We start from the raw sequence: 21524 nt of genomic DNA on the forward strand, positions 1-21524 counted from the left end.
CACGCCGTGCCGGCGGTGCGTCCGCCGAGTGGGCGTGCGGGTTGCGTGCGCCGTAGACTTCTGTGGTGACAGTTCCCGGGATCGTGCGCGCCCTCGAGCAGGCAGAATCGTTTCGGGACGCGGTGACCGCGGCGTCCACGGACGCCGACTTCTCGCTGGTCGAAGGCCTGGACGCCCCGCTCCTCGCCGCACTCGTCGAGCATCGCGCGGGCACCGACCGCCCGCAGGCCGTGCTGGTCGTCGCCCCCACCGGACGCCGCGCCGAGTCACTCGGGCCGGCGCTGGAATCGGTGCTCCCCGGCGCCCGCGTGCTGCACTTCCCGGCATGGGAGACGCTGCCGCACGAGCGGCTGAGCCCGTCCGCCGAGACGGTGGGGCGGCGCCTCGAGATCCTTCACGAGATCGCCCGCTGGGACGGCTCGTCGCCGCTGGTGGTGACCGCATCGGTGCGGGCGGCGATCCAGCCGATCGCCCCTGGACTCGGTGAGACCGAACCGCTGCACCTGCGCGTCGGCGGTCGCGGGACCGAGCTCTCCGACGTCGTCGTGCAGCTGGTCGAGCTCGCGTACCACCGCGTCGACATGGTGTCGCGCCGCGGCGAGTTCGCGGTCCGCGGCGGCATCCTCGACGTCTTCCCGCCCACGGCCGCGCACCCTTACCGTGTGGAGTTCTTCGGCGACGAGGTCGACCAGATCCGAGCCTTCTCGGTCGCCGATCAGCGATCCCTGCCCGGTGACGTCGACGACGTCGTCCTGCTCGCCGCGCGCGAACTGCTGCTGACCGATGACGTCCGCGAGCGCGCCCGCAGGCTGCGAGACCGGCTGCCGGGGCTGGGCGCGATGCTCGAGAAGATGGGCGAGGGCATCCCCGTCGAGGGCATGGAATCGCTCATGCCCGCCGTCCTGGACGGCCTCGTCACGCTCGTGCACGCGATGCCCGAGCGCTCGGGGGTCGCCGTCGTGGACCCCGAACGCTGCGTCACGCGGGCGATCACGCTCGGCGAGACGAACCGCGAGTTCCTCGACGCGGCGTGGAGCGCCGCCACGGCCGGAGCCGAGACCCCCGTGGACACCTCTGCGGTGCTCGGGACGGGGCTGTCCTCGGGCGACTTCGTCGCGCTGCCCGTGCTGCGCGAGGTCGCCCGAGAGCGCGGCGGCGCGTGGTGGACCCTCAGCGCCTTCGACTCCGGAGCGGCGGATGCCGCCGCCGAGGGTCTCATCGACGTCGACACCGCCCTCGAGCACGCGGCCATGACCCGCGTCGCAGCCGCACCCGTCCCGTCGTTCCACGGCAGCGTCGACGGCGCGATCGACCACGTCGGGGCGCTGCTGGCGGACGGCTGGCGCGTCGCCGTCGTCGCCGGAGGAACGGGCCTGGTCGAGCGCGCGGCCGACGTTCTGGCCGATCGCGGCATCGGCGCACGGCGCGTGGAGGATCTCGACGGCGTCCCCGAGCCCGGCGTCGTGCATCTGGCCGTCGCCGCGCTCGAGAGCGGATTCGAGTCCGCCGAGACGAAGTTCGCCGTGCTGACGGAATCGGAGTTCTACGGGCGTACGATCGGCGGCGACCAGCGGGTCGTCAAGAAACTCGCGTCGCGCCGCCGCAACGTCGTCGACCCGCTGCAGCTCAAGCCCGGCGACTTCGTGGTGCACGCGACGCACGGCATCGGCAAGTTCGTCGAGCTCATCCAGCGCGAGGTGTCCTCGGGAGGCCGCAACGCCGTCAAGACCCAGCGCGAGTACCTCGTGCTGGAGTACGCCCCGGCCAAGCGCGGATACCCGGGCGACAAGCTCTTCGTCCCGACCGACCAGCTCGACCAGCTCTCACGCTACGTCGGCGGCGAGGCCCCCGCTCTGTCCAAGATGGGCGGCAGCGACTGGTCGCAGGCCAAGAGCAAGGCGCGCAAGGCGGTGCGCGATATCGCCGTGGAGCTGGTGAAGCTGTACTCGGCGCGCGTGGCGGCCAAGGGGCACGCCTTCGGCCCCGACACGCCCTGGCAGCGCGAGCTCGAAGAGGCCTTCCCGTTCGCCGAGACGCCCGACCAGCTTCAGACGATCGACGAGATCAAGGCCGACATGGAGAAGTCGATCCCCATGGACCGGCTGCTGTCCGGCGATGTCGGCTTCGGCAAGACCGAGGTCGCGGTGCGGGCGGCGTTCAAGGCGATCCAGGACGGCAAGCAGGTCGCGATGCTCGTGCCGACCACCCTGCTGGTCAAGCAGCACCTCGAGACCTTCACCGAGCGCTTCGCGGGATTCCCGGTCAAGGTCAAGGCGCTGTCGCGGTTCCAGACCGACAAGCAGGCCCGGGACACGATCGCGGGGCTGACGGACGGCACCGTCGACATGGTGATCGGCACGCACCGCATCCTCACCGAGAAGGTGGTCTTCAAGGACCTCGGCCTCATGATCATCGACGAGGAGCAGCGCTTCGGCGTCGAGCACAAGGACGCGCTGAAGAAGCTCAAGACGAACGTCGACATCCTCGCCATGAGCGCCACGCCCATCCCGCGCACGCTCGAGATGGCGGTCACCGGCATCCGCGAGATGTCCACGCTGCAGACCCCGCCCGAGGACCGGCATCCGATCCTGTCCTACGTCGGCGCCCGCAACGACAAACAGATCGCCGCGGCGATCCGTCGCGAACTGCTGCGCGAGGGACAGGTCTTCTACGTCCACAACCGCGTGCAGTCGATCCAGCGGGTCGCCGCGCACCTGGCCGAGCTGGTGCCCGAGGCGCGCATCGCGGTCGCCCACGGTCAGATGGGCGAGCACCAGCTCGAGCAGGTCGTCGACGACTTCTGGGAGCGCAAGGCCGACGTGCTCGTCTCGACGACGATCGTCGAGACCGGGCTCGACATCTCCAACGCGAACACCATCATCATCGACCGCGCCGACAAGTACGGGCTCAGTCAGCTGCACCAGCTGCGGGGGCGCGTGGGGCGTGCGCGCGAGCGCGCGTACGCGTACTTCCTCTACGACGAGACGAAGCCGCTGAGCGAGACCGCCGCCGACCGGCTCGAGACCATCGCGGTCAACAACGACCTCGGCAGCGGCATGCAGGTGGCGCTGAAGGACCTCGAGATCCGCGGAGCCGGCAACCTGCTGGGCGCCGAACAGGCCGGCCACATCGCGGGGGTCGGATTCGACCTGTACCTGCGCATGATCGGCGAGGCGGTCGCGACCTTCCGCGGCGAGGAGACCGAGGGCCCGGCCGAGCTGCGGCTGGAGCTGCCCGTCGAGGCGCGCATCCCCGAGTCGTACATCGACAGTGAGCGGCTGCGCCTGGAGGCCTACCAGAAGCTGTCGGCAGCCGCGGCGGCCACCGCCAAGGACGACGCCATCGACCTCGTCGTCGAGGAGCTGGCCGACCGCTACGGGGAGCTCCCCGAGGAGGGCGCCGGGCTCATCGCGATGGCGCGCCTGCGGCGCCGTGCCGCGCAGGCCGGTCTGTCGGACGTCGTCGCGATGGGACCCAATCTGCGCATCGCGCCGGCGCACCTGCCGGACTCCATGCGCGTGCGGCTGCAGCGGCTGTACCCGAAGGCGAAGCTGCTCGCCGGCGGCGACGCCCTCGTCGTGCCGCTGCCGACCGCGGCGGGGGAGCGCGTGGCCGACGCCGACCTCATCGCATGGGTCGGGCAGCTGCTCGACCAGCTGTGGCCGAAGAAGGAGCCGGCGGCGGCGAGCGGCAGCGCGGGCTGACCCGGACTCAGAACGGCGTCGGGTCCACCTCCGCGGAATGACCGGTGGGGCTCGTCCAGGCCAGCGACCGCTCGTCGCGTTCGAGTTCCCACGCCGACTCGTGCTTGAGCCGGTGATGCGGCCGGCACAGGGGGGCGAGATTGTCCTCCGCCGTCGCGCCGCCGTACTGCCAGTCGAGCACGTGATCGAGGTCGCAGTCGGCGGCGGCCCGCGGGCACCCCGGGAAGACGCACAGCGGATGCTTCACCCCCAGCCACCGCTTGAGGTCCACGGGTACGCGGTATGTGCGCCGGTCGACGTCCAGCACGGTTCCCGTGTGCGGATGGGTCAGCACGCGCACCCACGATGTCGCGGACCCCGCGAGCCTGCGAGCCGTGTCGAGATCGATCGGCCCGTAGCCGTCCAGCGTGGCGGGCTCGTCGCTCGCGCCGAGGAGGGTGAGCGCCGGGACGGTCACCGCGACGGTGGCGCTCGCCGCCGTGCCGATTGCGGTGCCGTCGGTCGCGGTGCCGATCGCGGTGCCGCCGGTCGCGCTGCCGGTCGCGGTGCCGCCGTTCGAGGCGCTGCCGGTCTCTGCGCCGCCGGTCGAGGGCGCGAGGTCCGTCAGCACATCCGCCCGCAGCTGCGCGAGGGTGCGCCGCTCGTCGGGCGCTCGCCGCAGCTCTCGCGCGGCGCCGTCGATGCGGCGCTTGAGCGCATGCGCGTCGGCTGCGGGCAGCGGCGCCGTCAGCGTGCATATGCCGTCGAGCTCGGGGGTGAGCCACACCCCACGGTCGGCGGCCGCGCGACGATGGCGCGTCTCGATCGGCTCGGGGTGGGCGCGCTCCCGGGCCCGCCGCGCGACGGTGCGGAACCGGCCCGGCGCGAGCCGGGTCGCGGCGGACAGCACGCGATCCTCGAAGGACGCCCATGCCTCGGGGGCGTCATGGGGGAGCGTCGCGGCGAGCTGAGCGATCGCCGTGGCATTGGCCTCGGGCATCGATCCTCCCAGGAAGCCCGCCCACACCGCCGGGGTGCGCTCGCGCAGCGTGGCCGCGTGAGCCGCGCGGGCCTGCACCGTGGTCTCGGACAGCTGCAGGCGAACGGCGATGTCGGCGGCGGCGGCGCGCACGGCGAGATCACTCCGGTCGCGCCGGACCGCCGCGCTCGTGCGCCCGCGCACGTCGCGCCACTCGGGGGCGACCGTCGGATCAGGTCCCACCCACATGTCGGGATCGGTGCGCGCCGTCGTGAGCACCTCGTCGATCACGTGCCACTGGTCCGCCGCGGCCACCCGCGCGCGGAACGCGGCGGCCTCGAGCTCGCGCATGGCGGCGCCGTGGTTCGACTCGGGCGTGAACGTCGGCGGCGAGGGATCGGCCTCGGAGACCATGGGATCCCAGGCGACATCCCACGGTTCGTCGGGCCAGGGTTCTTCGGGCCACCGCTCCTCGGGCCACCGCTCCTCGGGCCACCGCTCCTCGGGCCCGGGTTCGCCGGTCCACGCGGGATCGGGCGGCGTCGGAGGCCCTGAGGTCTCGTCGGGTGCCGTGCGTGACGCGGTTGGAGGGGATGTCGGGGGCGGAACGTTCTCGGCCGGCTCGCCATGCGCTGATTCGTTCATTTGTTCGAGAGTACGGTCGGCCCCCGACATCGGCTCGGCATCGAGGGCGACGGCGCTCATACGCTGCGACGCACCGCCGGCGAGGGGTCGCGGCGGAGCCCGGTGCGCCCTCGCGGTGCCGGGAGTAGCGTCGGCGTCATGGACGCCTGGACCGTCGACCGCGGCTCCCGCACCCTCGTGCGTCGCACCGTGCCCCAGCCCGAACCCGGCCCGCGGCAGCTGCTCGTCCGCGTCCGCGCGTGCGGCGTGTGCCGCACCGACCTCCACGTCGTCGACGAGGACATCCCGCCCCACCGCGACCGCGTCGTCCCCGGGCATCAGGTCGTCGGCGAGGTGTCGGCGACCGGGGACGAGGCGACCGGCTTCGCCGTCGGCGACCTCGTCGGCATCGCGTGGCTCGCCTCGACGTGCGGTCAATGCCGGCACTGCCGATCGGGTCGCGAGAACCTGTGCGAGCGGGCCCGGTTCACCGGATGGGACGTCGACGGCGGCTATGCCGAGCACGCCCTCGTCGACGCCGCCTACGCCTACGCCCTGCCGCACGACGCCGACCCGCTGAGCATCGCGCCCCTGCTGTGCGCCGGCATCATCGGGTACCGGGCGCTGTCGCGCGCGAACCTGCCCCCCGGGGGCACCCTCGGCATCTACGGGTTCGGTTCGAGCGCCCACATCGCCGCCCAGCTGGCGATGGCCTCGGGCGCGCGCGTGTTCGCCATGACGCGCGGCGAGCGCAATCGGCAGCTCGCGCGCGAGCTGGGCGTCGCGTTCGCGGGAGGTTCGGATGCCGTGCCTCCCGAGCCCCTGGACAGCGCGATCGTCTTCGCGCCGGTCGGCGGCCTCATGACCACGGCGCTGGCCGCGACCGAGCGCGGAGGGACCGTCGTCAGCGCCGGCATCCACATGTCCGCCATCCCGGAGTTCAGCTACGACGACCTGCTCTTCGGCGAACGGGATCTGCGCAGCGTCACGGCGAACACACGCGCCGACGGCGACGAGTTCCTGCGGCTCGCACACCGTCTGCGGCTGCGGCCGTCGGTGACGACGTACGGGTTCGAGGACGTCGCTCTCGCCCTCGACGATCTGCGGGCCGACCGGTCGCGCGGCAGCCTGGTCATCGCGATGGAGTGAATCCCGGCTCTCCACGGATCGGCGCGCGCCCTCCCGGCCGCGGCGGCCGGAGGGCTAGCGTATGGGGCATGCGCTTCGAGCACCTGGGGGCCGGGCCCCGCATCCACGAGTCGGCCGTCATCGCGCCCACGGCGGTGATCAGCGGCGACGTCACGATCGGACCGGATTCCCAGGTCCTGCACGGCGCCGTCATCACCAGCGAGGGCGGTCCGATCACGCTGGGCGCGAGCGTCATCGTGATGGAGAACGCGCTCATCCGCGCGAGCTCCACCAATCCGGTGCACATCGGCGATCACACGCTCGTCGGCCCGATGGCGAGCGTGTCGGGCGCCGTGATCGGCGACGAGGTGTTCCTGGCGACCGGGACGCGCGTGTTCAACGGCGCGCACATCGACTCCCGGTGCGAAGTGCGCATCAACGCCGTCGTGCACCTGCGTACGCACCTGCCCGAGGCCACCGTCGTGCCGATCGGCTGGGTCGCCGTCGGCGACCCCGTCCGCATCCTGCCGCCGGAGCGCCACGACGAGATCTGGGAGGCGCAGAAGGAGCTCGACTTCCCCGGCTACGTCTTCGGGCTGGACCGCGACACCCCCGACCTGATGGTGCAGCTGACCGAGCGGTACGGCAGCAGCCTCGCGCGCCACGCCGACGACAGCCGCCTCGACTGACGAGGTCGGGGGCGGCCCCCGCCGTCGGCGAGAATGGAGGGGATGAGTACCGCTCCCACCCCCGTCGGCGTCCGCCACAGCCTGCTCGACGACATGACGGGTCTCGCGTCCGGCGTGCTCGTCGCCTCGCTGGGGCTGTACCTGCTCAGCAGCGGGGGCGTGGTCACCGGCGGTACGGCGGGCCTGGCGCTGCTGCTGAGCTATGGGGTGCCGATCCCGTTCGGCGTCCTGTTCGTCGCCGTCAACATCCCGTTCTTCGCGCTGGGCGTCGCCAAGCGCGGCTGGGCCTTCATCCTGCGCAGTCTCGCGTGCGTCGTGGCGGTGTCGCTGCTGGGCCCGCTGCACCACGCGGTGCTGGGCGAACGCACGCTCGACCCGCTCTACGCCGCACTGGTGGGCAACGTCCTCGCCGGCGTCGGCCTGCTCATCCTCTTCCGCCACTCGGCGAGTCTCGGCGGATTCAACATCGTCGCCCTCATCGCGCAGGAGCGCCTGGGCTGGCGCGCCGGCTACGTGCAGATGGTGCTCGACGGCGCCGTGGTGCTGCTCTCGCTCGTGGTCGTCGACCCGCTGCTCGTGCTCATGTCCGCGGCCGGGGCGGTCGCGCTCAACGGCATCATCGCGCTGAACCACCGCCCCGGCCGCTACATGGGGTATTGACGACGATCAGCCGGTGTTCTGCAGGCCCGCGGCCACGCCGCTGACCGACAGCAGCAGAAGCCGCTGCTGGTCCGGTTCGGCGTCGCGGCCCTCGAGCGCGGCGTCCCGCAGCGCGCGCAGCGCCCGCAGCTGAAGCAGCGACAGGGCGTCGACGTAGGGGCTGCGCATCTTGACGGCGCGCTGGAGCACGGGACGATTGCCCAGCAGCTCGGTGCCGCCGGTGAGGCGGATGACCCAGCTGCGGGTGACCTCCATTTCCTCCATCACCAGGTCTGCCAGGTCGGACCGATCGCCGAGGTCCAAGTAGCGGCGCGCGATGCGCGCATCGGCCTTGGCGAGGCTCATCGCGACGTTGTCGATCATCGTGCGGAACAGCGGCCACTGGTCGTACGCGTCCTGCAGCAGGTCGGCGTCGCCGACGGCCTCGAGCGCCGTGCCGAGGCCGAACCAGCCGGCGAGGTTGATGCGCGCCTGCGTCCACGCGAACACCCAGGGGATCGCGCGCAGGTCCTCGAGCGACTCCACCGAGAGTCCGCGGCGCGCCGGGCGCGAGCCGAGCGCGAGCAGGCCGATCTCCTCCATGGGGGTGACCTGGGCGAACCACGGCGCGAACCCGGGTGCCTTCACGAGCGCATAGAAGCGCTCGCGCGACGCCGCGTCCATGGTCTCGGCGACCGCGGCGAAGCGCTCCGCGGCGCGCGAGTTGCGCTCCTCGATGGACGGCGCCGAGGCCAGGAGCACGGCGGCGGCGACCTGGTCGATGTGCCGCATCGCGATGGACGAATCGCCGTAGCGGGCGAAGATGACCTCGCCCTGCTCGGTGAGCTTGAAGCGCCCGTCCACGGAGTGCGGGGGCTGGGCGAGGATCGCCGAGTTGGCGGGGCCGCCGCCGCGGCCGAGCGCGCCGCCGCGGCCGTGGAACAGCGTCAGCTCGATCCCGGACTCGCGGGCCCACTGCGCGATCTGCTCCTGCGCGGTGTACAGCGCGAGGTTCGCCGCGACGGGTCCGACGTCCTTGGACGAGTCCGAGTAGCCGAGCATCACCTCGAGGCGGCGCCCGGTGGCGGCCAGGCGCGCGGAGAACTCCGGGTGCTCGACGATCTCCGCGAGGATGCCGGGGGCCGCCTGCAGGTCGGCGAAGGTCTCGAACAGCGGGATGACATCGAGCACCGGTGCCGCGCCTTCGGGTCCCGCGGCGTACGCGGCGAGACGGTGGACGTTTGCCAGGTCCTGCGCCGACTGCGTGAACGACACGATGTAGCGGCCGGCGGCGCTCGGGCCGTAGCGGTCCTGCAGGTACGCGATCGAGCGGAAGACGTCGAGGACCTCTTCGGTCAGCTCGCTGCGCTCGCCGCCGGCGTCGAGCTCGGCCAGGACCTTGGCGTGGACGGCGGAGTGCTGACGCACCTCGAGCTCGGCGAGGTGGAACCCGAACGTCTCGACCTGCCACAGCATCTGCTGCAGGTGCCCGTAGGCCTGGCGGGGCGCGCCCGCGCTCACGAGCGAGTCCTGCACCACCTTCAGATCGGCCAGCAGCTGGCTCGGGGTGCGGTAGGCGCGGTCGGCGTCGCGCACTCGCGTCGCCTCGATCCGCCGTGCGATCAGGAGCATGATGCGTCGGTGCGGCTCGTCCGGTGAGCGCTTGGCGATCTCGTCGGCGGCCTCCTCGTCGGCGGCGCGCAGCGCGTGCCACAGCGAGACGAGGGCGTCCGAGGGGGGTGTGGTGGCGGCATCCAGCGTCAGGGTGCGGCCGATGCGGTTGGCGGTGCGCTCGAGTCCGAGCAGCACGTGCTCGCTGGCGATCTTCGCCGCCTTGCGGGTGATCGACGCGGTCACGAACGGATTGCCGTCGCGGTCGCCGCCCACCCACGAGCCGACGCGGACGAACGGGCGGACCACGGGTGCGCGGCTGCCGGCTGCCGGACCCTGCAGCGCGTCGTCGATGCGCCGGTAGACGTGCGGGACCGCGGTGTACAGCGTCTCGTCGAAGACCGCCATGACCGAGCGCACCTCGTCCACGGGCGAGGGCTTCTCGGCGCGCAGCGGGGCGGTGCGCCACATCGTGTCGATCTCCTCGACCATGCGCCGCTCGGCGCGTCGCTGATCGGCGCCGTTGCGCAGCGATGCGTCGTGCTCGTCCAGCAGCGTGGAGAGGCGGCGGATGCTGGAGGACACCGCACGGCGGCGGGCCTCGGTGGGGTGGGCGGTGAAGACGGGGTGGAAGCGCAGCGCCTGCAGGCGCGACAGCGCGGTGTCGTCGCCGACCTCGGACGCCAGGCGCACGAACGCGGCGGCGACCGAGTCGGTCACCGACTCCTTCTCGGGCCGGCCGTCGCGCTCGCGCAGCACCCGCACGCGCTGGTGCTCCTCGGCGAGGTTGACCAGGTGGAAGTAGGCGGTGAAGGCGCGGGCGACCTCGTCGGCGCGGTGGACGCTGAACGCATCGGCGATCGCCGTGGCGCGCTCGAACGCGGCCGGGGTCTCGTCGGTGTACGCCTGGATCGTCGCGACCCGCAGGCGCTCGACGTCCTCATACAGTCCGGGCGAGCCGCTCTCGCGCAGGACCCGGCCCAGGAGCGAGCCGAGCAGGCGCACGTCGGCGCGCATCTGCTCGGGGATCTCCTGTCCGGCCTCGAATCGTCCCACGAGATCGATGGCTTCGGTTCGGGTGAGCTCACGCATGCGCTCAACCGTAGCGTCCAGGTGTTTCACTCTCGTGTCGCTCCGTCACGGAACGAAGCACGACCGGCCCGCCGGTAGAATGGGCGCTTTGGTGTGCCGGGAAGACTGGTCGGCGGCGGTTCTCCCACCGTCCGACGACCCTGGAAGGACTCCATGTCTCTGCTGCGCTCGGCCCGGTTCCCCGCGATGGTCCTGCTCGGGGCGGCGATCCTCGGGCTCATCGTGGCGAACTCGGCGCTGGGACACGCCGCGAGCGAGATCAAGCACACCTACATCGGCATCCCCGGCGTGTTCGAGATGTCGGTCGGACACTGGATCCAGGACGGCCTGCTGGCGCTGTTCTTCTTCGTCGTCGCCGTCGAGCTGCAGTTCGAGCTCACCAACGGCGAGCTGAACTCGGCGAAGAAGGCCCTGCAGCCGGCGATCGCCGCCGCCGGCGGCGTCCTCGTGCCGATCCTCATCTACCTCGCCTTCGCGTGGGGCACGGAGTCGGCGGCCGGCTGGCCGATCCCCACCGCGACCGACATCGCGTTCGCGCTCGGCGTCCTCGCGGTGTTCGGCCGCGGGCTCCCGTCGGCGCTGCGGGTGTTCCTGCTCGCGCTGGCGATCCTCGACGACATCGTCGGCATCGTGTTCATCGCGGTGCTGTTCACCGCCGACGTCAACTACGCCATGCTCGGCGGCGCGGCCCTGCTCGTGGTCGTCTTCGGGTTCCTCAGCCGGCGCCTGAGCGCACGCAATCAGGGCCTGATCACGGGCGCCCTCATCGTCGTCGGCGTGGCGGTGTGGGTGCTCGTCTACGAGTCGGGCGTGCACGCGACGATCGCCGGCGTCGCGCTCGGGCTGGCGATGAGCCAGCGCCCGGCGCTGCACGTGCGTCACACGATGGAGCCGTGGATCAACGCCATCGTGCTGCCCCTCTTCGCCTTCTCCGCCGCGCTCGTGGCGATCCCCCAGGTGTCGCCGAGCGATCTGTCCCCGGCGTTCTGGGGCGTGCTGGTGGCCCTGCCGATCGGCAAGACCATCGGCATCGCGCTGTCGGGCTGGTTCGCGCTGCGCATCGGGCGCCCCAAGGACGCGTCGCCCCCGCTGGTCTTCTCGGACCTGCTGGCCGCCGGCGCACTCGGCGGCATCGGGTTCACCGTCTCGCTGCTGCTGAGCGAGCTGGCCTTCGCCGACGCCGCCGAATTGCGCGACGAAGCCACCCTGGGCGTGCTCGCCGGCTCGGTCATCTCGGTCGTGGCGGCCGCGACGCTCGTATCCTTGCGGGCATGGCGATACCGCAGAATCGAAGCGCTGACGACCTGACGGATCCGCTCCGCGAGGCCGCGGACGTCATGCGCGCCGTGCGCGAGACGTGCGTGTGGACGCAGCAGATCGACCACCGGGCTCTCGTGCCGTACCTCGAGGAGGAGGCCGCCGAGCTCATCGACGCCGTCGAGGCGGGCTCGCGCGACGAGCTGCGCGAAGAGCTCGGCGACGTCCTGTGGCAGGTGCTCTTCCACGCCGAGATCGCCTCGCGCGATCCCGAAGCCCCGTTCGACATCGACGACGTCGCCCGGGGTCTGACCGAGAAGATGGTGCGCCGGCATCCGCACGTGTTCGCCGGAGAGGTCGCGACGACGCCCGAAGAGGTGCTCATCCACTGGAACGCCGCCAAGGCCGCGGAGAAGCGCTCGCGCACGAGCGTGCTGGACGGCGTGAGCGAGCGGATGCCGACCCTCGCGCTCGCGCAGAAGCTCGTCGGGAAGGCGCGATCGGTGACCCCGGACCTCGTCCCCGATCCGGAGCCCGGCGGGCGGGACGATGCGCGGGTCGCGTCGGAGCGAGAGCTCGGCGACGCGCTCCTGGGCCTGGTCGCCGCGGCCCGCGCGAGCGGGTGGGATGCCGAGCGCGCGCTGCGCGAGCGATTGCGGGTGCTGCAGGACGAGATCCGGTCCGCGGAAGCCGGCCGGACGGCGTCCTCGGCGTCGCCGGCGGAACAGCCCGCGGAGGCGGATCTGGAAGACTAGTGCGGTGCCCACCGTGAATCCGCCGCGCGGCATGCGCGACTTCCTCCCCGCCGACAAGGCCCGCCGCGAGCGCGTGCTCGCCGTCATCCGCGAGCGCTACCTCGCGCACGGGTTCGACGAGATCGAGACGCCGGTCATGGAGGAGTACGGGCGCCTGCACGCCGGCATCGGCGGCGACAACGAGAAGCTCGCCTACAACCTGCTCAAGCGCGGGCTCGACGCCGACGCCATCCGTGCCGCCGCCGACGACCCCGCGGCGCTGACCGACCTGGGGCTGCGCTACGACCTCACCGTGCCGCTGGCGCGGTTCTACGCCACGAACCGAGCACAGCTGCCGACGGTCTTCCGGGCGATCCAGATCGCGCCGGTGTGGCGCGCGGAGCGCCCGCAGAAGGGCCGTTACCGCCAGTTCGTGCAGTGCGACATCGACATCATCGGCGACGCCTCGCCGCGGGCCGAGGCCGAGCTGATCGTGGCGACGCTGGACGCCGTGGACGCGCTGGGCCTCGCGGGGGCCAGCGTGCGCATCAACGACCGCCGCGCGCTGGACTGGATGCTCGAGCACTTCGGCTTCGGCGCCGACGAGCGGCCGGGGGTGCTGATCACGATCGACAAGCTCGACAAGATCGGGCGGTCGGGGGTGGTGGCCGAACTCCGCGAGCGCGGCGCGGACGCCGCCGCGGTCGACGCCCTCGCGGCGCACCTGGAGACGAGCGCGCCCGCCGACGGCGCGTTCGGAGCGGACGCCGTGCGCGCGGCGCTCCCGGCGGGCGTCCCCGACGAGATCGTGGCGCACCTCACCGGGATCGGCGAGGCCGTCACCGCGGCCCGCGCGCACACTGCGGGGGAATCGGTGCCGCTCGTGTTCGACCCGTTCCTCGTGCGCGGCATGGGGTACTACACGGGGACGATCTACGAGCTCGCCCACCCGTCCGTGGGCTACTCGCTCGGCGGCGGCGGCCGCTACGACGGCATGATCGGGCGGTTCCTCGGCCAGGAGGTGCCCGCGGTCGGCTTCTCGATCGGCTTCGAGCGCATCGTCGACCTCGTCGAGGACCACGACGGCGCCGCGGCGGCATCCGTCGTCCTGGTGCACGACCGCGACGTGCCGATCGCGCAGCTCGCCGCGCTCAAGTCAGAGCTGGTCGCCGAAGGATCGCGCGTCCGCCTCGAGCAGCGCACCAAGAACCTCAAGGCGCTGCTGGACCGTGCGACCGCGGACGGCTACGCCGCGTTCGCCACGGTGGCGGCCGGCCAGACGCGCGACGCGCTCGAGCTCAAGCCGCTCGGCTGACCCTCAGCCGCACCGCCCGGCAGCCCGCTCCGATCGCGAAGACCGCGATGCCTGACAGCACGCTCTGCCACGGCAGAGTGAGGCACAGGATGCCGCACCCGGCGGCCGCGGCGACCTGGAGCGCCCGCGGGTAGCGCCGCGCGTCGTCGCGCTGGCGCAGGGCGGCCGCGTTGGCGACGAAGTAGTACACGAGCACGCCGAACGACGAGAACCCGATCGCGCCGCGCACGTCCACGAGCGCCACCAGGACGACGACGAGCGCGCCGACGGCGAGCTCGGCGCGATGAGGCACGCGCGAGCGCGGATGCACGGCGGCCAGGACGGGCGGCAGGTCGTGCTCGCGGGCCATCGCGAACGTCGTGCGCCCGATGCCGGCGATGAGGGCGAGCAGGGCTCCGAGCGAGGCGGCCGCCGCTCCCACGCGGACCACCGGCTCGGCCCACGACCACCCCGACGCTGCGACGGCGTCGGCGATCGGCTCGGTCGAGGCGGCTGTCGCCGCAGGCCCGAGGGAGGCGAGCAGCGACACCCCGACGGCCGCGTACACGATCAGCGCACCGGCGAACGCGATCACGATCGCGCGGGGGATGGTGCGCGCCGGGTCGCGCACCTCCTCGCCCATGGTCGCGATGCGCGCATACCCGGCGAAGGCGAAGAAGAGCAGGCCCGCGGACTGCAGGATGCCGTACCAGCCGGCGCCCCACACGGCGCCCCCGTCGAGCGGGCCGCCCCCGGGCGGCGCGGCGCCCATGGCGGCCACGGCCACCGCGAGGGCGATGAGCACCGCGACCACGATGACGCGCGTCGCGGCCGCGGTGCGGCTCACTCCGAGCAGGTTCACGGTGACGAGCCCGACGACGGCGGCGATCGCGACGGGGCGCTCCCAGCCGGGCGGGGCCGCATAGGCGGCGAAGGTGAGCGCCATCGCCGCGCTCGAGGCGGTCTTGCCGACGACGAAGCCCCACCCGGCGAGGAAGCCCCACCACGGGCCCAGCTCGGCGCGACCGTACGCGTACGTCCCGCCCGACGTCGGGTGGGACGCTGCCAGCTGGGCCGACGATGTGGCGTTGCCGTACGCGACGAAGGCGGCGATGGCGAGCCCGACCAGCAGCCCCGATCCGGCCGCCGCCGCGGCGGGCGCGAAGGCGGCGAACACGCCGGCGCCGATCATCGAGCCCAGGCCGATGAAGACCGCGTCGCCCAGCGACAGGCGGCGGGCGAGCGCGGGCGACGTCACGGCCGAACGATACCGCGCACCGGGGCGCGAACCGGTGGCTTCACCGGTCGGAAACGCTCCGTTCACCCGCGTGGGGTCGGATCGACCCATGCGGGAATCGCACCCGGCCGCGACGGCGGCCACGGCCGCCACGGCGGCCACGGCGGTCGCGGCCGTCGCGGTGGCCGTCGCCGCCGGTGCTCTGGCGCTGAGGGTGCTGCTGCGCCGTCAGGCGGCCCTGGCCCGGCGGCGCATCGGCAAGCCGCTCGGCGAGGACGCCGTCGACGCGGATCGCGTATGGGTCCGGCGCCTGGAGGGAAAGCCGATCGAACTCCTGCTGCTCGGCGACTCGATCGCGGCAGGGCTGGGCGCCGAGCGGCGCAAGGACACGCTCGGCGGCCGCCTGGCGAAGCTCCTCGCACGCCGGCTGCACCGCCCCGTGCGCCTGCGGACGGCCGCCGTGGTCGGTGCGGAGTCCTCGCGGCTGGGTCCGCAGATCGACGGGCTGGACGCCGGGTACCGGCCGGACGTCGCGGTCATCGTCGTCGGAGGCAACGACGTGACGCACCGCGTGCCGGTCCCGGAATCGGTCGAGCACCTGACGCGGGCGATCCTGCGCCTGCGCGGCCGGGGAGCAGAGGTCGTCGTCGGCACGTGCCCGGATCTGGGAGCGCTGCGGCCCGTGCCCCAGCCGCTGCGCTCGCTCGGCGCGCGCATGTCGCGGCGGCTCGCCGATGCGCAGGCCCAGGCCGCCGCGGCCGCCGGTGCGACGCCGGTGTCGCTGCGGCGTGCGGTGGGCCCGGTGTTCATCTCGCATCCCGACGAGATGTTCAGCCTCGACCGCTTCCACCCGAGCGCGCTCGGCTATCGGCGGACGGCGGATGCCCTGGTCCCCGCCGTCGCGGCGGCGCTGGCCGGACGGGTCGGTCCGCAGGAGGTGTCGATGTGACGCGGCGCTTCTCGCGCACGTAGACCTCGCGCCGGACGCGGGCCACGACGTCGCCGTCGGCGTCCGTGATCTCGGTCTCGAACCACTCGCGCACCTTCGCCCCGCCCCGTGCGCGCTCGCGCAGCTCGTCGGCCTTCGCGCGCGGGACCTCGAAGCGCGCCGTCAGCGTGCCGCGTCCCGGCTTGACGAACTCGATCTCGCCGCGGGTGTCCCACACGACGTAGTCGCGCCCGAGCTGGTGCATCACGAGCATGAAGTAGTAGGGATCGGTCATCGCCGACATCGACCCGCCGAACGCCGTCCCGACGTAGTTGCGCGTCACCGGGTTCACGTGCAGCCGCACTTCGGCGTGCGTCCAGTCCTCGGCGAACTCCTTCACCCGGATGCCGCTGAACAGGTTCGGCACCCACAGGCTCATGCCGAGGGCGAGTCGTCGGGGAGTCATGCGCATGCACGTCAGGATGCCGGAAGCATCGCAGCGGCTCAAACACGGGCGTTCCCCCACTTGTTCTAGTTGTTATAGAGTTATCGTGTGCTGCTGAGGATCGACCCCGAGAGCGACGTGCCGCTGTTCGCGCAGATCGCGGATGCGGTGCGCGCCGACGCCGCCGCCGGACGCATCCGAGTCGGCGAGCGCCTGCCCGCCGCGCGCGAGGTCGCCGCCGGGCTCGGCGTCAACGTGCACACGGTGCTGCACGCCTACCAGGACCTGCGCGACGAGGGTCTGCTGGAGCTGCGGCGCGGCCGCGGCGCCGTCGTGACCGCCCAGGCCCGGCTGCTCGCCGAACTGCACCAGAACGTCACCGACCTCGTCGCGCGAGCGCGCGCGGCGGGGCTCTCGCCCGACGCGCTCGCCGCCCTCGTGAAGGAGATCGCCCGTGACCGATGAGCAGATGACCCGACGCGCGCCCGACCCGACGGTGCCCCGCCGCGTCCCGTGGGCCGCGGTCGCCGTGTTCGTCGCCCTCGCGTGGGGACTCGCGTGGCTCGTGGTCCTGCCGCTGTGGCTCGGCGACGGCCTGGCCTCGCCGCTCGCGGCGGTCCTCGTGCCGGCCATGATGTGGACGCCGGCCGTCGCGGCGGTCATCGTGATGTTCGCGATGCGCGTCCCGCGCTCGCAGCGCCTCCGATTCCTCGGCGTCCGCCCGCTGCGGCCGGCCGGCAGGCTCGTGCTCTTCCTCGCGATCGCTCTCGTGCTGCCGATCGCGGTCGTGGCGGCCACGATCCTCCTCGCGGCGGCTCTCGGCCTCGTTCGGCTGGACCTCGTGGAGTTCTCGGGCTTCGCCGAGCAGCTCGCGGCGACGGTCCCGCCGGGCACCGCCCTGCCGCCGGTCGGACTGCTCGTCGCGATCCAGCTCGCGTCCATCCCGATGGGCGCGGTGCTCAACAGCGTTGTGGCGCTCGGCGAGGAGCTCGGCTGGCGCGGCTGGCTGCAGCAGGCTCTGCTCCCGCTCGGCACGTGGCCCGCCCTGCTGCTGACCGGCGTCGTGTGGGGTCTGTGGCACGCGCCCGTCATCCTCCTGGGCTACAACTTCGGGCGCCCGGACGTCACGGGCCTGATCCTCATGGTCGGCGGCTGCGTCGCGTGGGGGGTCCTGCTCGGCTGGCTGCGCCTGCGCAGCGCGTCGCTGTGGCCGGCGGTGCTCGCCCACGGCTCGCTCAACGCGGTGGGGGCGCTCGTGCTGCTGGTCGCGGCAGCCGGAGCACAGCCCGACCTCGCCGTCGTGGGGCCCCTGGGGCTCATCGCGTGGGCGGTGCTCGCGGTCGTCGTCGTCGCGATCGCGCTGCTGCGCCAGTTCCGCGCCGGCGCTCCGGCGGCCGAGCCGCTGCGCGCGGACGCGGCGGCGACGGAGGAGGCGCGATGAACCGCGGCGACCGCGCCGTGGGGCGCTTCCTGCTCGTGTCGCTCGTGCTGCCGGCGGTCCTCGTGCTCGCCGCCGTCGCGGTGCAGCTGGTCGCGCTGCCATCCGTGCCCGACACCATCGCGATCCACTGGAACGCCGCCGGCGTCCCCGATTCGTTCGCCCCGTCGTGGCTGCAGCCGGTCCTGACCGCCGTGCTCGGGCTCGGACTGCCGGCGCTGATCGCCTCGACGTCCCTGCCGGGGCTGCGTCGGGGCGACCGCGGCGCGTCGTACCGGCTGATGGGGGCGGTCGCTTGTGCGCTCGCCGTTCTGATCGCCGTGCTCACGACGGCCACGCTGCTCCTGCAGACGGGCCCGGAGGGCTCGTCGACGCCGCTGCCGCTGTGGCCGACGGTCGTCATCGCCTTCGCCGTCACGGTGCTCGCGGGAGTCGCGGCGTGGTTCGCCCAGCCCGCGGGCGAGCGCTCCGCGGCGATTCCCGCGTCGGCGGAGCCGCTCCCGCTCGCGCCGGGGGAGCGGGCGATGTGGCTGCGCACCGCCTCGATCGCCCGCGGCGGCGCGATCGCGATCACCCTCGCGGCGCTCGTGGTCTCGTCGGCCGCCGTCTGACGTGGACCACCGGTGCGCCGGTGGCGACCGCGTGGGTCGTCACGGGCGTCGCGGTGCTGCTCATCGTGCTGGCCGCGACCACCGTCGCCTTCCACGTGCGTGTCGACGACCGGGGGCTGAGCGTCGAGTCGGTGGCGGGAGTCCCGCGCTTCCGGGTCCCCCTCGGCGATGTCACGTCGGCCGCCGCGGTCGATGTCGTGCCGATGGGGGAGTTCGGGGGCTGGGGCCTGCGGTGGGCGCCGGGTCGCCGATTCGGCGTCGTGCTGCGCACCGGAGCGGCGATCGAGGTGACCCGCCGCGACGGTCGCCGATTCGTCGTCACGGTCGACGACGCGGGCACCGGGGCCGCCCTGCTCGAGGCGCTCGCGGAGCGGGCGGCATCGACGCGGTCTTGACCCCGCGCCCCGCCGCTTGTTGGCTGGAGTCATGCCCGACCACCCCGTCGACCCCGAGACGTGGCGTCACGTCGACGCCTACCTCACCGAGACGCTCGTCGGCCACGACCCGGCGCTCGAGGCCGCCGTCGCCGACCAGAACGCCGCCGGCCTGCCTCCCATCGAGGTCGCGCCCGTCAACGGCAAGCTCCTGCACCTGCTCACCCGGATCGCGGGCGCGAAGCGGATCCTCGAGATCGGCACGCTCGGTGCGTACTCGACGATCTGGATGGCGCGGGGCCTTCCCGAGGGCGGGCGCGTGGTGACGATCGAGGCCGAGCCCGCGAACGCGGCCGTGGCGCGGGCGAACCTGGAGCGCGCGGGCGTGTCCGACGGTGTGGACATCCTCATCGGCCGTGCGTCGGACGTGCTGCCCACCCTCGAGGGCACCGAGCCGTTCGACCTCGTCTTCATCGACGCCGACAAGGAGTCCAACACGCTCTACCTCGACTGGGCGGCGCGGCTGGGCCGCCCCGGCACCGTCGTGGTCGTCGACAACATCGGGCGCGGGGGAGCGGTCGCCGATCCGCGGGCGACCGACAGCGGCGTCGTCGGCACTCAGCGGGGGCTGGAGATGCTCGGCCGCGACCCGCGATTCGACGCCACGGCCCTGCAGACGCTCGACCGAAAAGGCCATGACGGCGTGGCGATCGCGCTGATCGTGTGACGCGACGCCTGTGGCGGGGCATCCCGCATCACTAGACTCGGGTGCGGACCGACGACGCTCCCCAGAACCACCCTCCACAAGCAAGGAGATTCCTGTGGCACAGATCGAGGCTGTAGGCGCGCGAGAGATCCTGGACTCGCGCGGAAACCCGACCGTCGAGGTGGAGGTGCTGCTCGACGACGGGATCGTCCAGCGCGCCGCCGTCCCGTCGGGCGCATCCACCGGCGCATTCGAGGCGTACGAGCTGCGCGACGGCGACAAGGGCCGCTACGGCGGCAAAGGCGTGCTCAAGGCCGTCGCCGCCGTCATCGACGAGCTCGGACCCGCGATCGAGGGGGTCGAGGCGAGCGAGCAGCGCGTCATCGACGAGATCCTCATCGAGACGGACGGCACCGAGAACAAGTCGCGCTGCGGCGCGAACGCGATCCTGGGCGTGAGCCTCGCGGTCGCCAAGGCCGCCGCGGACAGCGCCGACCTGCCCCTGTTCCGCTACCTGGGCGGTCCCAACGCCCACATCCTGCCGGTGCCGCTGTTCAACGTCATCAACGGCGGCGAGCACGCCGACAACGGCATCGACTTCCAGGAGTTCTTCCTCGCGCCCATCGGCGCCGAGACGTTCTCGGAGTCGCTGCGCTGGGGCACCGAGGTCTACCACGTCCTCAAGGGCGAGCTGAAGGCCGCCGGCTTCGCGACCGGCCTCGGCGACGAGGGCGGCTTCGCCCCCGACCTGCCCAGCAACCGCGAGGGCCTGGACTTCCTGGTCAAGGCCATCGAGAAGGCCGGCTTCACACCGGGCGCGGACATCGCCGTGGGCCTGGACGTCGCCGCCACCGAGTTCTTCTCGGACGGCGTGTACACCGTCGAAGGCAAGCCGTGGACGGCGGCCGAGCTGACCGACTACTTCGCGCAGCTGGTCGCGGACTACCCGATCGTCACGATCGAGGACGCGCTGGCAGAGGACGACTGGGACGCCTGGAAGGCCCTCACCGACGTCCTGGGCACGAAGACGCAGCTCGTGGGCGACGACCTGTTCGTGACGAACCCCGCGCGCCTCAAGCGCGGCATCGACATGGGCGTCGGCAACTCGCTCCTGGTCAAGGTGAACCAGATCGGCACGCTGTCCGAGACCCTCGACGCGGTCGACATGGCGCATCGCGCCGGCTTCACCGCGATGCTGTCGCACCGCTCGGGCGAGACCGAGGACACCACGATCGCGGATCTCGTCGTCGCCACCGGCGCCGGTCAGATCAAGAGCGGCGCGCCCGCCCGCAGCGAGCGCGTGGCGAAATACAATCAGCTTCTGCGCATCGAAGAGGAACTCGGCGACGCGGCGACCTTCATCGGCCGCGCGGCGTTCCCGCGCTACACCGCCTGAGCCCGACGTCCCGGTGACGGGCGGGAGTCCCGGCACCGAGACCGACGACCGAGAGGGGGAGCATGGCGAAGAGTCCTGCTCCCCCTTCCCGTTCCCGCCGTGTCCGCCGCGACCGCGGCGCCGTCGACGTGCGCGGCTGGCTCGCCGGCATCCGCCTGTCGGGCTTCATGGTGATCATGCTGGGTCTGGTCGTGCTGGCGGCCTTCGTCCTCGTGCCGACCATCGGCACATACGTCGCACAGCGGCAGCAGCTTGCCGCGCTCGAGGCGAGCGTGCAGGTGAGCGAGGCGCAGGTGGCCGATCTCGAGGCCCAGCGCGCCCGCTGGCAGGACCCTGCGTACATCACCACGCAGGCCCGTGAGCGGCTCTACTACGTCCGCCCGGGCGAAGTGGTCTACCTCGTCGACAACGACCTGCCCGACGAGCTCCTGCCGCGCGAGCAGGACGGCGTGAGCGAGGACGTCGAGCCCACCCGCACCGACTGGATGGCGCAGCTGGTGCGCTCCGTGACCGAGGCGGGGCTGGCCACCACGGCGGCCGCGCCGCTCACGATCGGCGTGCCCGACCCGCAGCCGAGCGGCACCGGCACGGCACCCGCGACGCCCGCGCCGTGACCCCGCGTCCATTCCAGCCACGTCCCAGGCGCTGGCGCTAATGTT

Annotated in this window: 19 protein-coding genes; 15 read left to right on the plus strand and 4 right to left on the minus strand. The window is 72.9% G+C overall.

The features are described 5' to 3' along the window. The first annotated feature begins 65 nt into the window (after positions 1-65). Positions 66-3704 (plus strand): transcription-repair coupling factor, encoded by a 3639-nt coding sequence (mfd, locus tag P0L94_02370; protein WES64927.1) that lies wholly within the window; start codon positions 66-68, stop codon positions 3702-3704. A gap of 7 nt (positions 3705-3711) precedes the next feature. On the opposite strand, the gene P0L94_02375 is transcribed toward mfd, so the two are convergent. Further along, complete coding sequence (locus P0L94_02375) at positions 3712-5076, minus strand: DUF222 domain-containing protein (GenBank protein ID WES64928.1); 1365 nt, start codon at positions 5074-5076, stop codon at positions 3712-3714. 369 nt (positions 5077-5445) lie between these two features. On the opposite strand from P0L94_02375, the gene P0L94_02380 reads away from it, so the two are divergent. From P0L94_02380 to P0L94_02390, 3 genes are all read left to right on the plus strand, one after another. Further along, complete coding sequence (locus tag P0L94_02380) at positions 5446-6435, plus strand: zinc-dependent alcohol dehydrogenase family protein (protein ID WES64929.1); 990 nt, start codon at positions 5446-5448, stop codon at positions 6433-6435. 68 nt (positions 6436-6503) lie between these two features. Further along, positions 6504-7103 (plus strand): gamma carbonic anhydrase family protein, encoded by a 600-nt coding sequence (locus P0L94_02385; protein ID WES64930.1) that lies wholly within the window; start codon positions 6504-6506, stop codon positions 7101-7103. Between the two features lie 42 nt (positions 7104-7145). After that, complete coding sequence (locus P0L94_02390; protein WES64931.1) at positions 7146-7763, plus strand: YitT family protein; 618 nt, start codon at positions 7146-7148, stop codon at positions 7761-7763. Positions 7764-7769: 6 nt separating this feature from the next. On the opposite strand, the gene P0L94_02395 is transcribed toward P0L94_02390, so the two are convergent. After that, positions 7770-10445 (minus strand): phosphoenolpyruvate carboxylase, encoded by a 2676-nt coding sequence (locus P0L94_02395; GenBank protein WES64932.1) that lies wholly within the window; start codon positions 10443-10445, stop codon positions 7770-7772. Positions 10446-10598: 153 nt separating this feature from the next. On the opposite strand from P0L94_02395, the gene nhaA reads away from it, so the two are divergent. Genes nhaA through hisS form a run of 3 tightly spaced genes read left to right on the plus strand, consistent with a single transcriptional unit; the run spans position 10599 to position 13751 of the window. After that, a complete protein-coding gene (gene nhaA / locus P0L94_02400; protein ID WES64933.1) occupies positions 10599-11753 on the plus strand; it encodes a Na+/H+ antiporter NhaA in 1155 nt (384 codons plus the stop codon). Next, entirely contained in the window at positions 11717-12457 is a 741-nt protein-coding gene (locus tag P0L94_02405) for a MazG family protein (protein ID WES64934.1), read from the plus strand. Before nhaA ends, P0L94_02405 begins: the two co-directional genes overlap by 37 nt. A gap of 4 nt (positions 12458-12461) precedes the next feature. Beyond that, a complete protein-coding gene (hisS, locus tag P0L94_02410) occupies positions 12462-13751 on the plus strand; it encodes a histidine--tRNA ligase (protein WES64935.1) in 1290 nt (429 codons plus the stop codon). Here the strand turns inward: hisS and P0L94_02415 are convergent. After that, the gene (locus P0L94_02415; protein ID WES64936.1) at positions 13735-14988 is read right to left on the minus strand and encodes an APC family permease; all 1254 of its coding nucleotides are present in this window, start codon (positions 14986-14988) and stop codon (positions 13735-13737) included. The two genes, hisS and P0L94_02415, sit on opposite strands and share 17 nt — an antisense overlap. Positions 14989-15076: 88 nt before the next feature. Here P0L94_02415 and P0L94_02420 point away from each other — a divergent pair, with 88 nt between their 5' ends. Beyond that, on the plus strand, positions 15077-15916 hold the full coding sequence (locus P0L94_02420) for an SGNH/GDSL hydrolase family protein (protein WES64937.1): 840 nt from the start codon (positions 15077-15079) through the stop codon (positions 15914-15916). Here P0L94_02420 and P0L94_02425 read toward each other — a convergent pair. After that, positions 15798-16367 carry a DUF4442 domain-containing protein gene (locus P0L94_02425; protein WES64938.1) on the minus strand — a complete coding sequence of 190 codons (570 nt, stop codon included), beginning with the start codon at positions 16365-16367 and terminating at the stop codon, positions 15798-15800. The two genes, P0L94_02420 and P0L94_02425, sit on opposite strands and share 119 nt — an antisense overlap. A gap of 81 nt (positions 16368-16448) precedes the next feature. Between P0L94_02425 and P0L94_02430 the strand changes: the two genes are divergently transcribed. The 7 genes from P0L94_02430 to P0L94_02460 all read left to right on the plus strand — a co-directional run bounded on the left by P0L94_02430 (position 16449) and on the right by P0L94_02460 (position 21479). Then, the gene (locus P0L94_02430; GenBank protein WES64939.1) at positions 16449-16805 is read left to right on the plus strand and encodes a GntR family transcriptional regulator; all 357 of its coding nucleotides are present in this window, start codon (positions 16449-16451) and stop codon (positions 16803-16805) included. Further along, positions 16795-17781 carry a type II CAAX endopeptidase family protein gene (locus P0L94_02435; GenBank protein ID WES64940.1) on the plus strand — a complete coding sequence of 329 codons (987 nt, stop codon included), beginning with the start codon at positions 16795-16797 and terminating at the stop codon, positions 17779-17781. Before P0L94_02430 ends, P0L94_02435 begins: the two co-directional genes overlap by 11 nt. Further along, positions 17778-18389 (plus strand): DUF1648 domain-containing protein, encoded by a 612-nt coding sequence (locus P0L94_02440; GenBank protein ID WES64941.1) that lies wholly within the window; start codon positions 17778-17780, stop codon positions 18387-18389. Before P0L94_02435 ends, P0L94_02440 begins: the two co-directional genes overlap by 4 nt. Positions 18390-18409: 20 nt before the next feature. Next, positions 18410-18784, plus strand: a complete 375-nt coding sequence (locus P0L94_02445; GenBank protein WES64942.1) for a hypothetical protein — start codon at positions 18410-18412, stop codon at positions 18782-18784. 31 nt (positions 18785-18815) lie between these two features. After that, complete coding sequence (locus P0L94_02450; protein ID WES64943.1) at positions 18816-19490, plus strand: O-methyltransferase; 675 nt, start codon at positions 18816-18818, stop codon at positions 19488-19490. Between the two features lie 94 nt (positions 19491-19584). Continuing rightward, positions 19585-20865, plus strand: coding sequence for a phosphopyruvate hydratase (gene eno, locus P0L94_02455; protein WES64944.1), 1281 nt, complete (start codon positions 19585-19587; stop codon positions 20863-20865). Between the two features lie 62 nt (positions 20866-20927). Beyond that, complete coding sequence (locus P0L94_02460) at positions 20928-21479, plus strand: septum formation initiator family protein (GenBank protein ID WES64945.1); 552 nt, start codon at positions 20928-20930, stop codon at positions 21477-21479. Positions 21480-21524: the final 45 nt, after the last annotated feature.

This window comes from Microbacter sp. GSS18, from assembly GCA_029319145.1.
Taxonomy (GTDB): Bacteria; Actinomycetota; Actinomycetes; order Actinomycetales; family Microbacteriaceae; genus Microbacterium.

What these genes read in the sequence shown, in the direction of transcription:
- P0L94_02375 (WES64928.1), bottom strand. Translation starts at nt 5,076, where the DNA reads ATGGTCTCCGAGGCCGATCCCTCGCCGCCGACGTTCACGCCCGAGTCG.
- P0L94_02380 (WES64929.1), top strand. Translation starts at nt 5,446, where the DNA reads ATGGACGCCTGGACCGTCGACCGCGGCTCCCGCACCCTCGTGCGTCGC.
- P0L94_02385 (WES64930.1), top strand. Translation starts at nt 6,504, where the DNA reads ATGCGCTTCGAGCACCTGGGGGCCGGGCCCCGCATCCACGAGTCGGCC.
- P0L94_02390 (WES64931.1), top strand. Translation starts at nt 7,146, where the DNA reads ATGAGTACCGCTCCCACCCCCGTCGGCGTCCGCCACAGCCTGCTCGAC.
- P0L94_02395 (WES64932.1), bottom strand. Translation starts at nt 10,445, where the DNA reads ATGCGTGAGCTCACCCGAACCGAAGCCATCGATCTCGTGGGACGATTC.
- nhaA (WES64933.1), top strand. Translation starts at nt 10,599, where the DNA reads ATGTCTCTGCTGCGCTCGGCCCGGTTCCCCGCGATGGTCCTGCTCGGG.
- P0L94_02405 (WES64934.1), top strand. Translation starts at nt 11,717, where the DNA reads ATGGCGATACCGCAGAATCGAAGCGCTGACGACCTGACGGATCCGCTC.
- P0L94_02420 (WES64937.1), top strand. Translation starts at nt 15,077, where the DNA reads ATGCGGGAATCGCACCCGGCCGCGACGGCGGCCACGGCCGCCACGGCG.
- P0L94_02425 (WES64938.1), bottom strand. Translation starts at nt 16,367, where the DNA reads ATGCGCATGACTCCCCGACGACTCGCCCTCGGCATGAGCCTGTGGGTG.
- P0L94_02440 (WES64941.1), top strand. Translation starts at nt 17,778, where the DNA reads ATGAACCGCGGCGACCGCGCCGTGGGGCGCTTCCTGCTCGTGTCGCTC.
- P0L94_02450 (WES64943.1), top strand. Translation starts at nt 18,816, where the DNA reads ATGCCCGACCACCCCGTCGACCCCGAGACGTGGCGTCACGTCGACGCC.
- P0L94_02460 (WES64945.1), top strand. Translation starts at nt 20,928, where the DNA reads ATGGCGAAGAGTCCTGCTCCCCCTTCCCGTTCCCGCCGTGTCCGCCGC.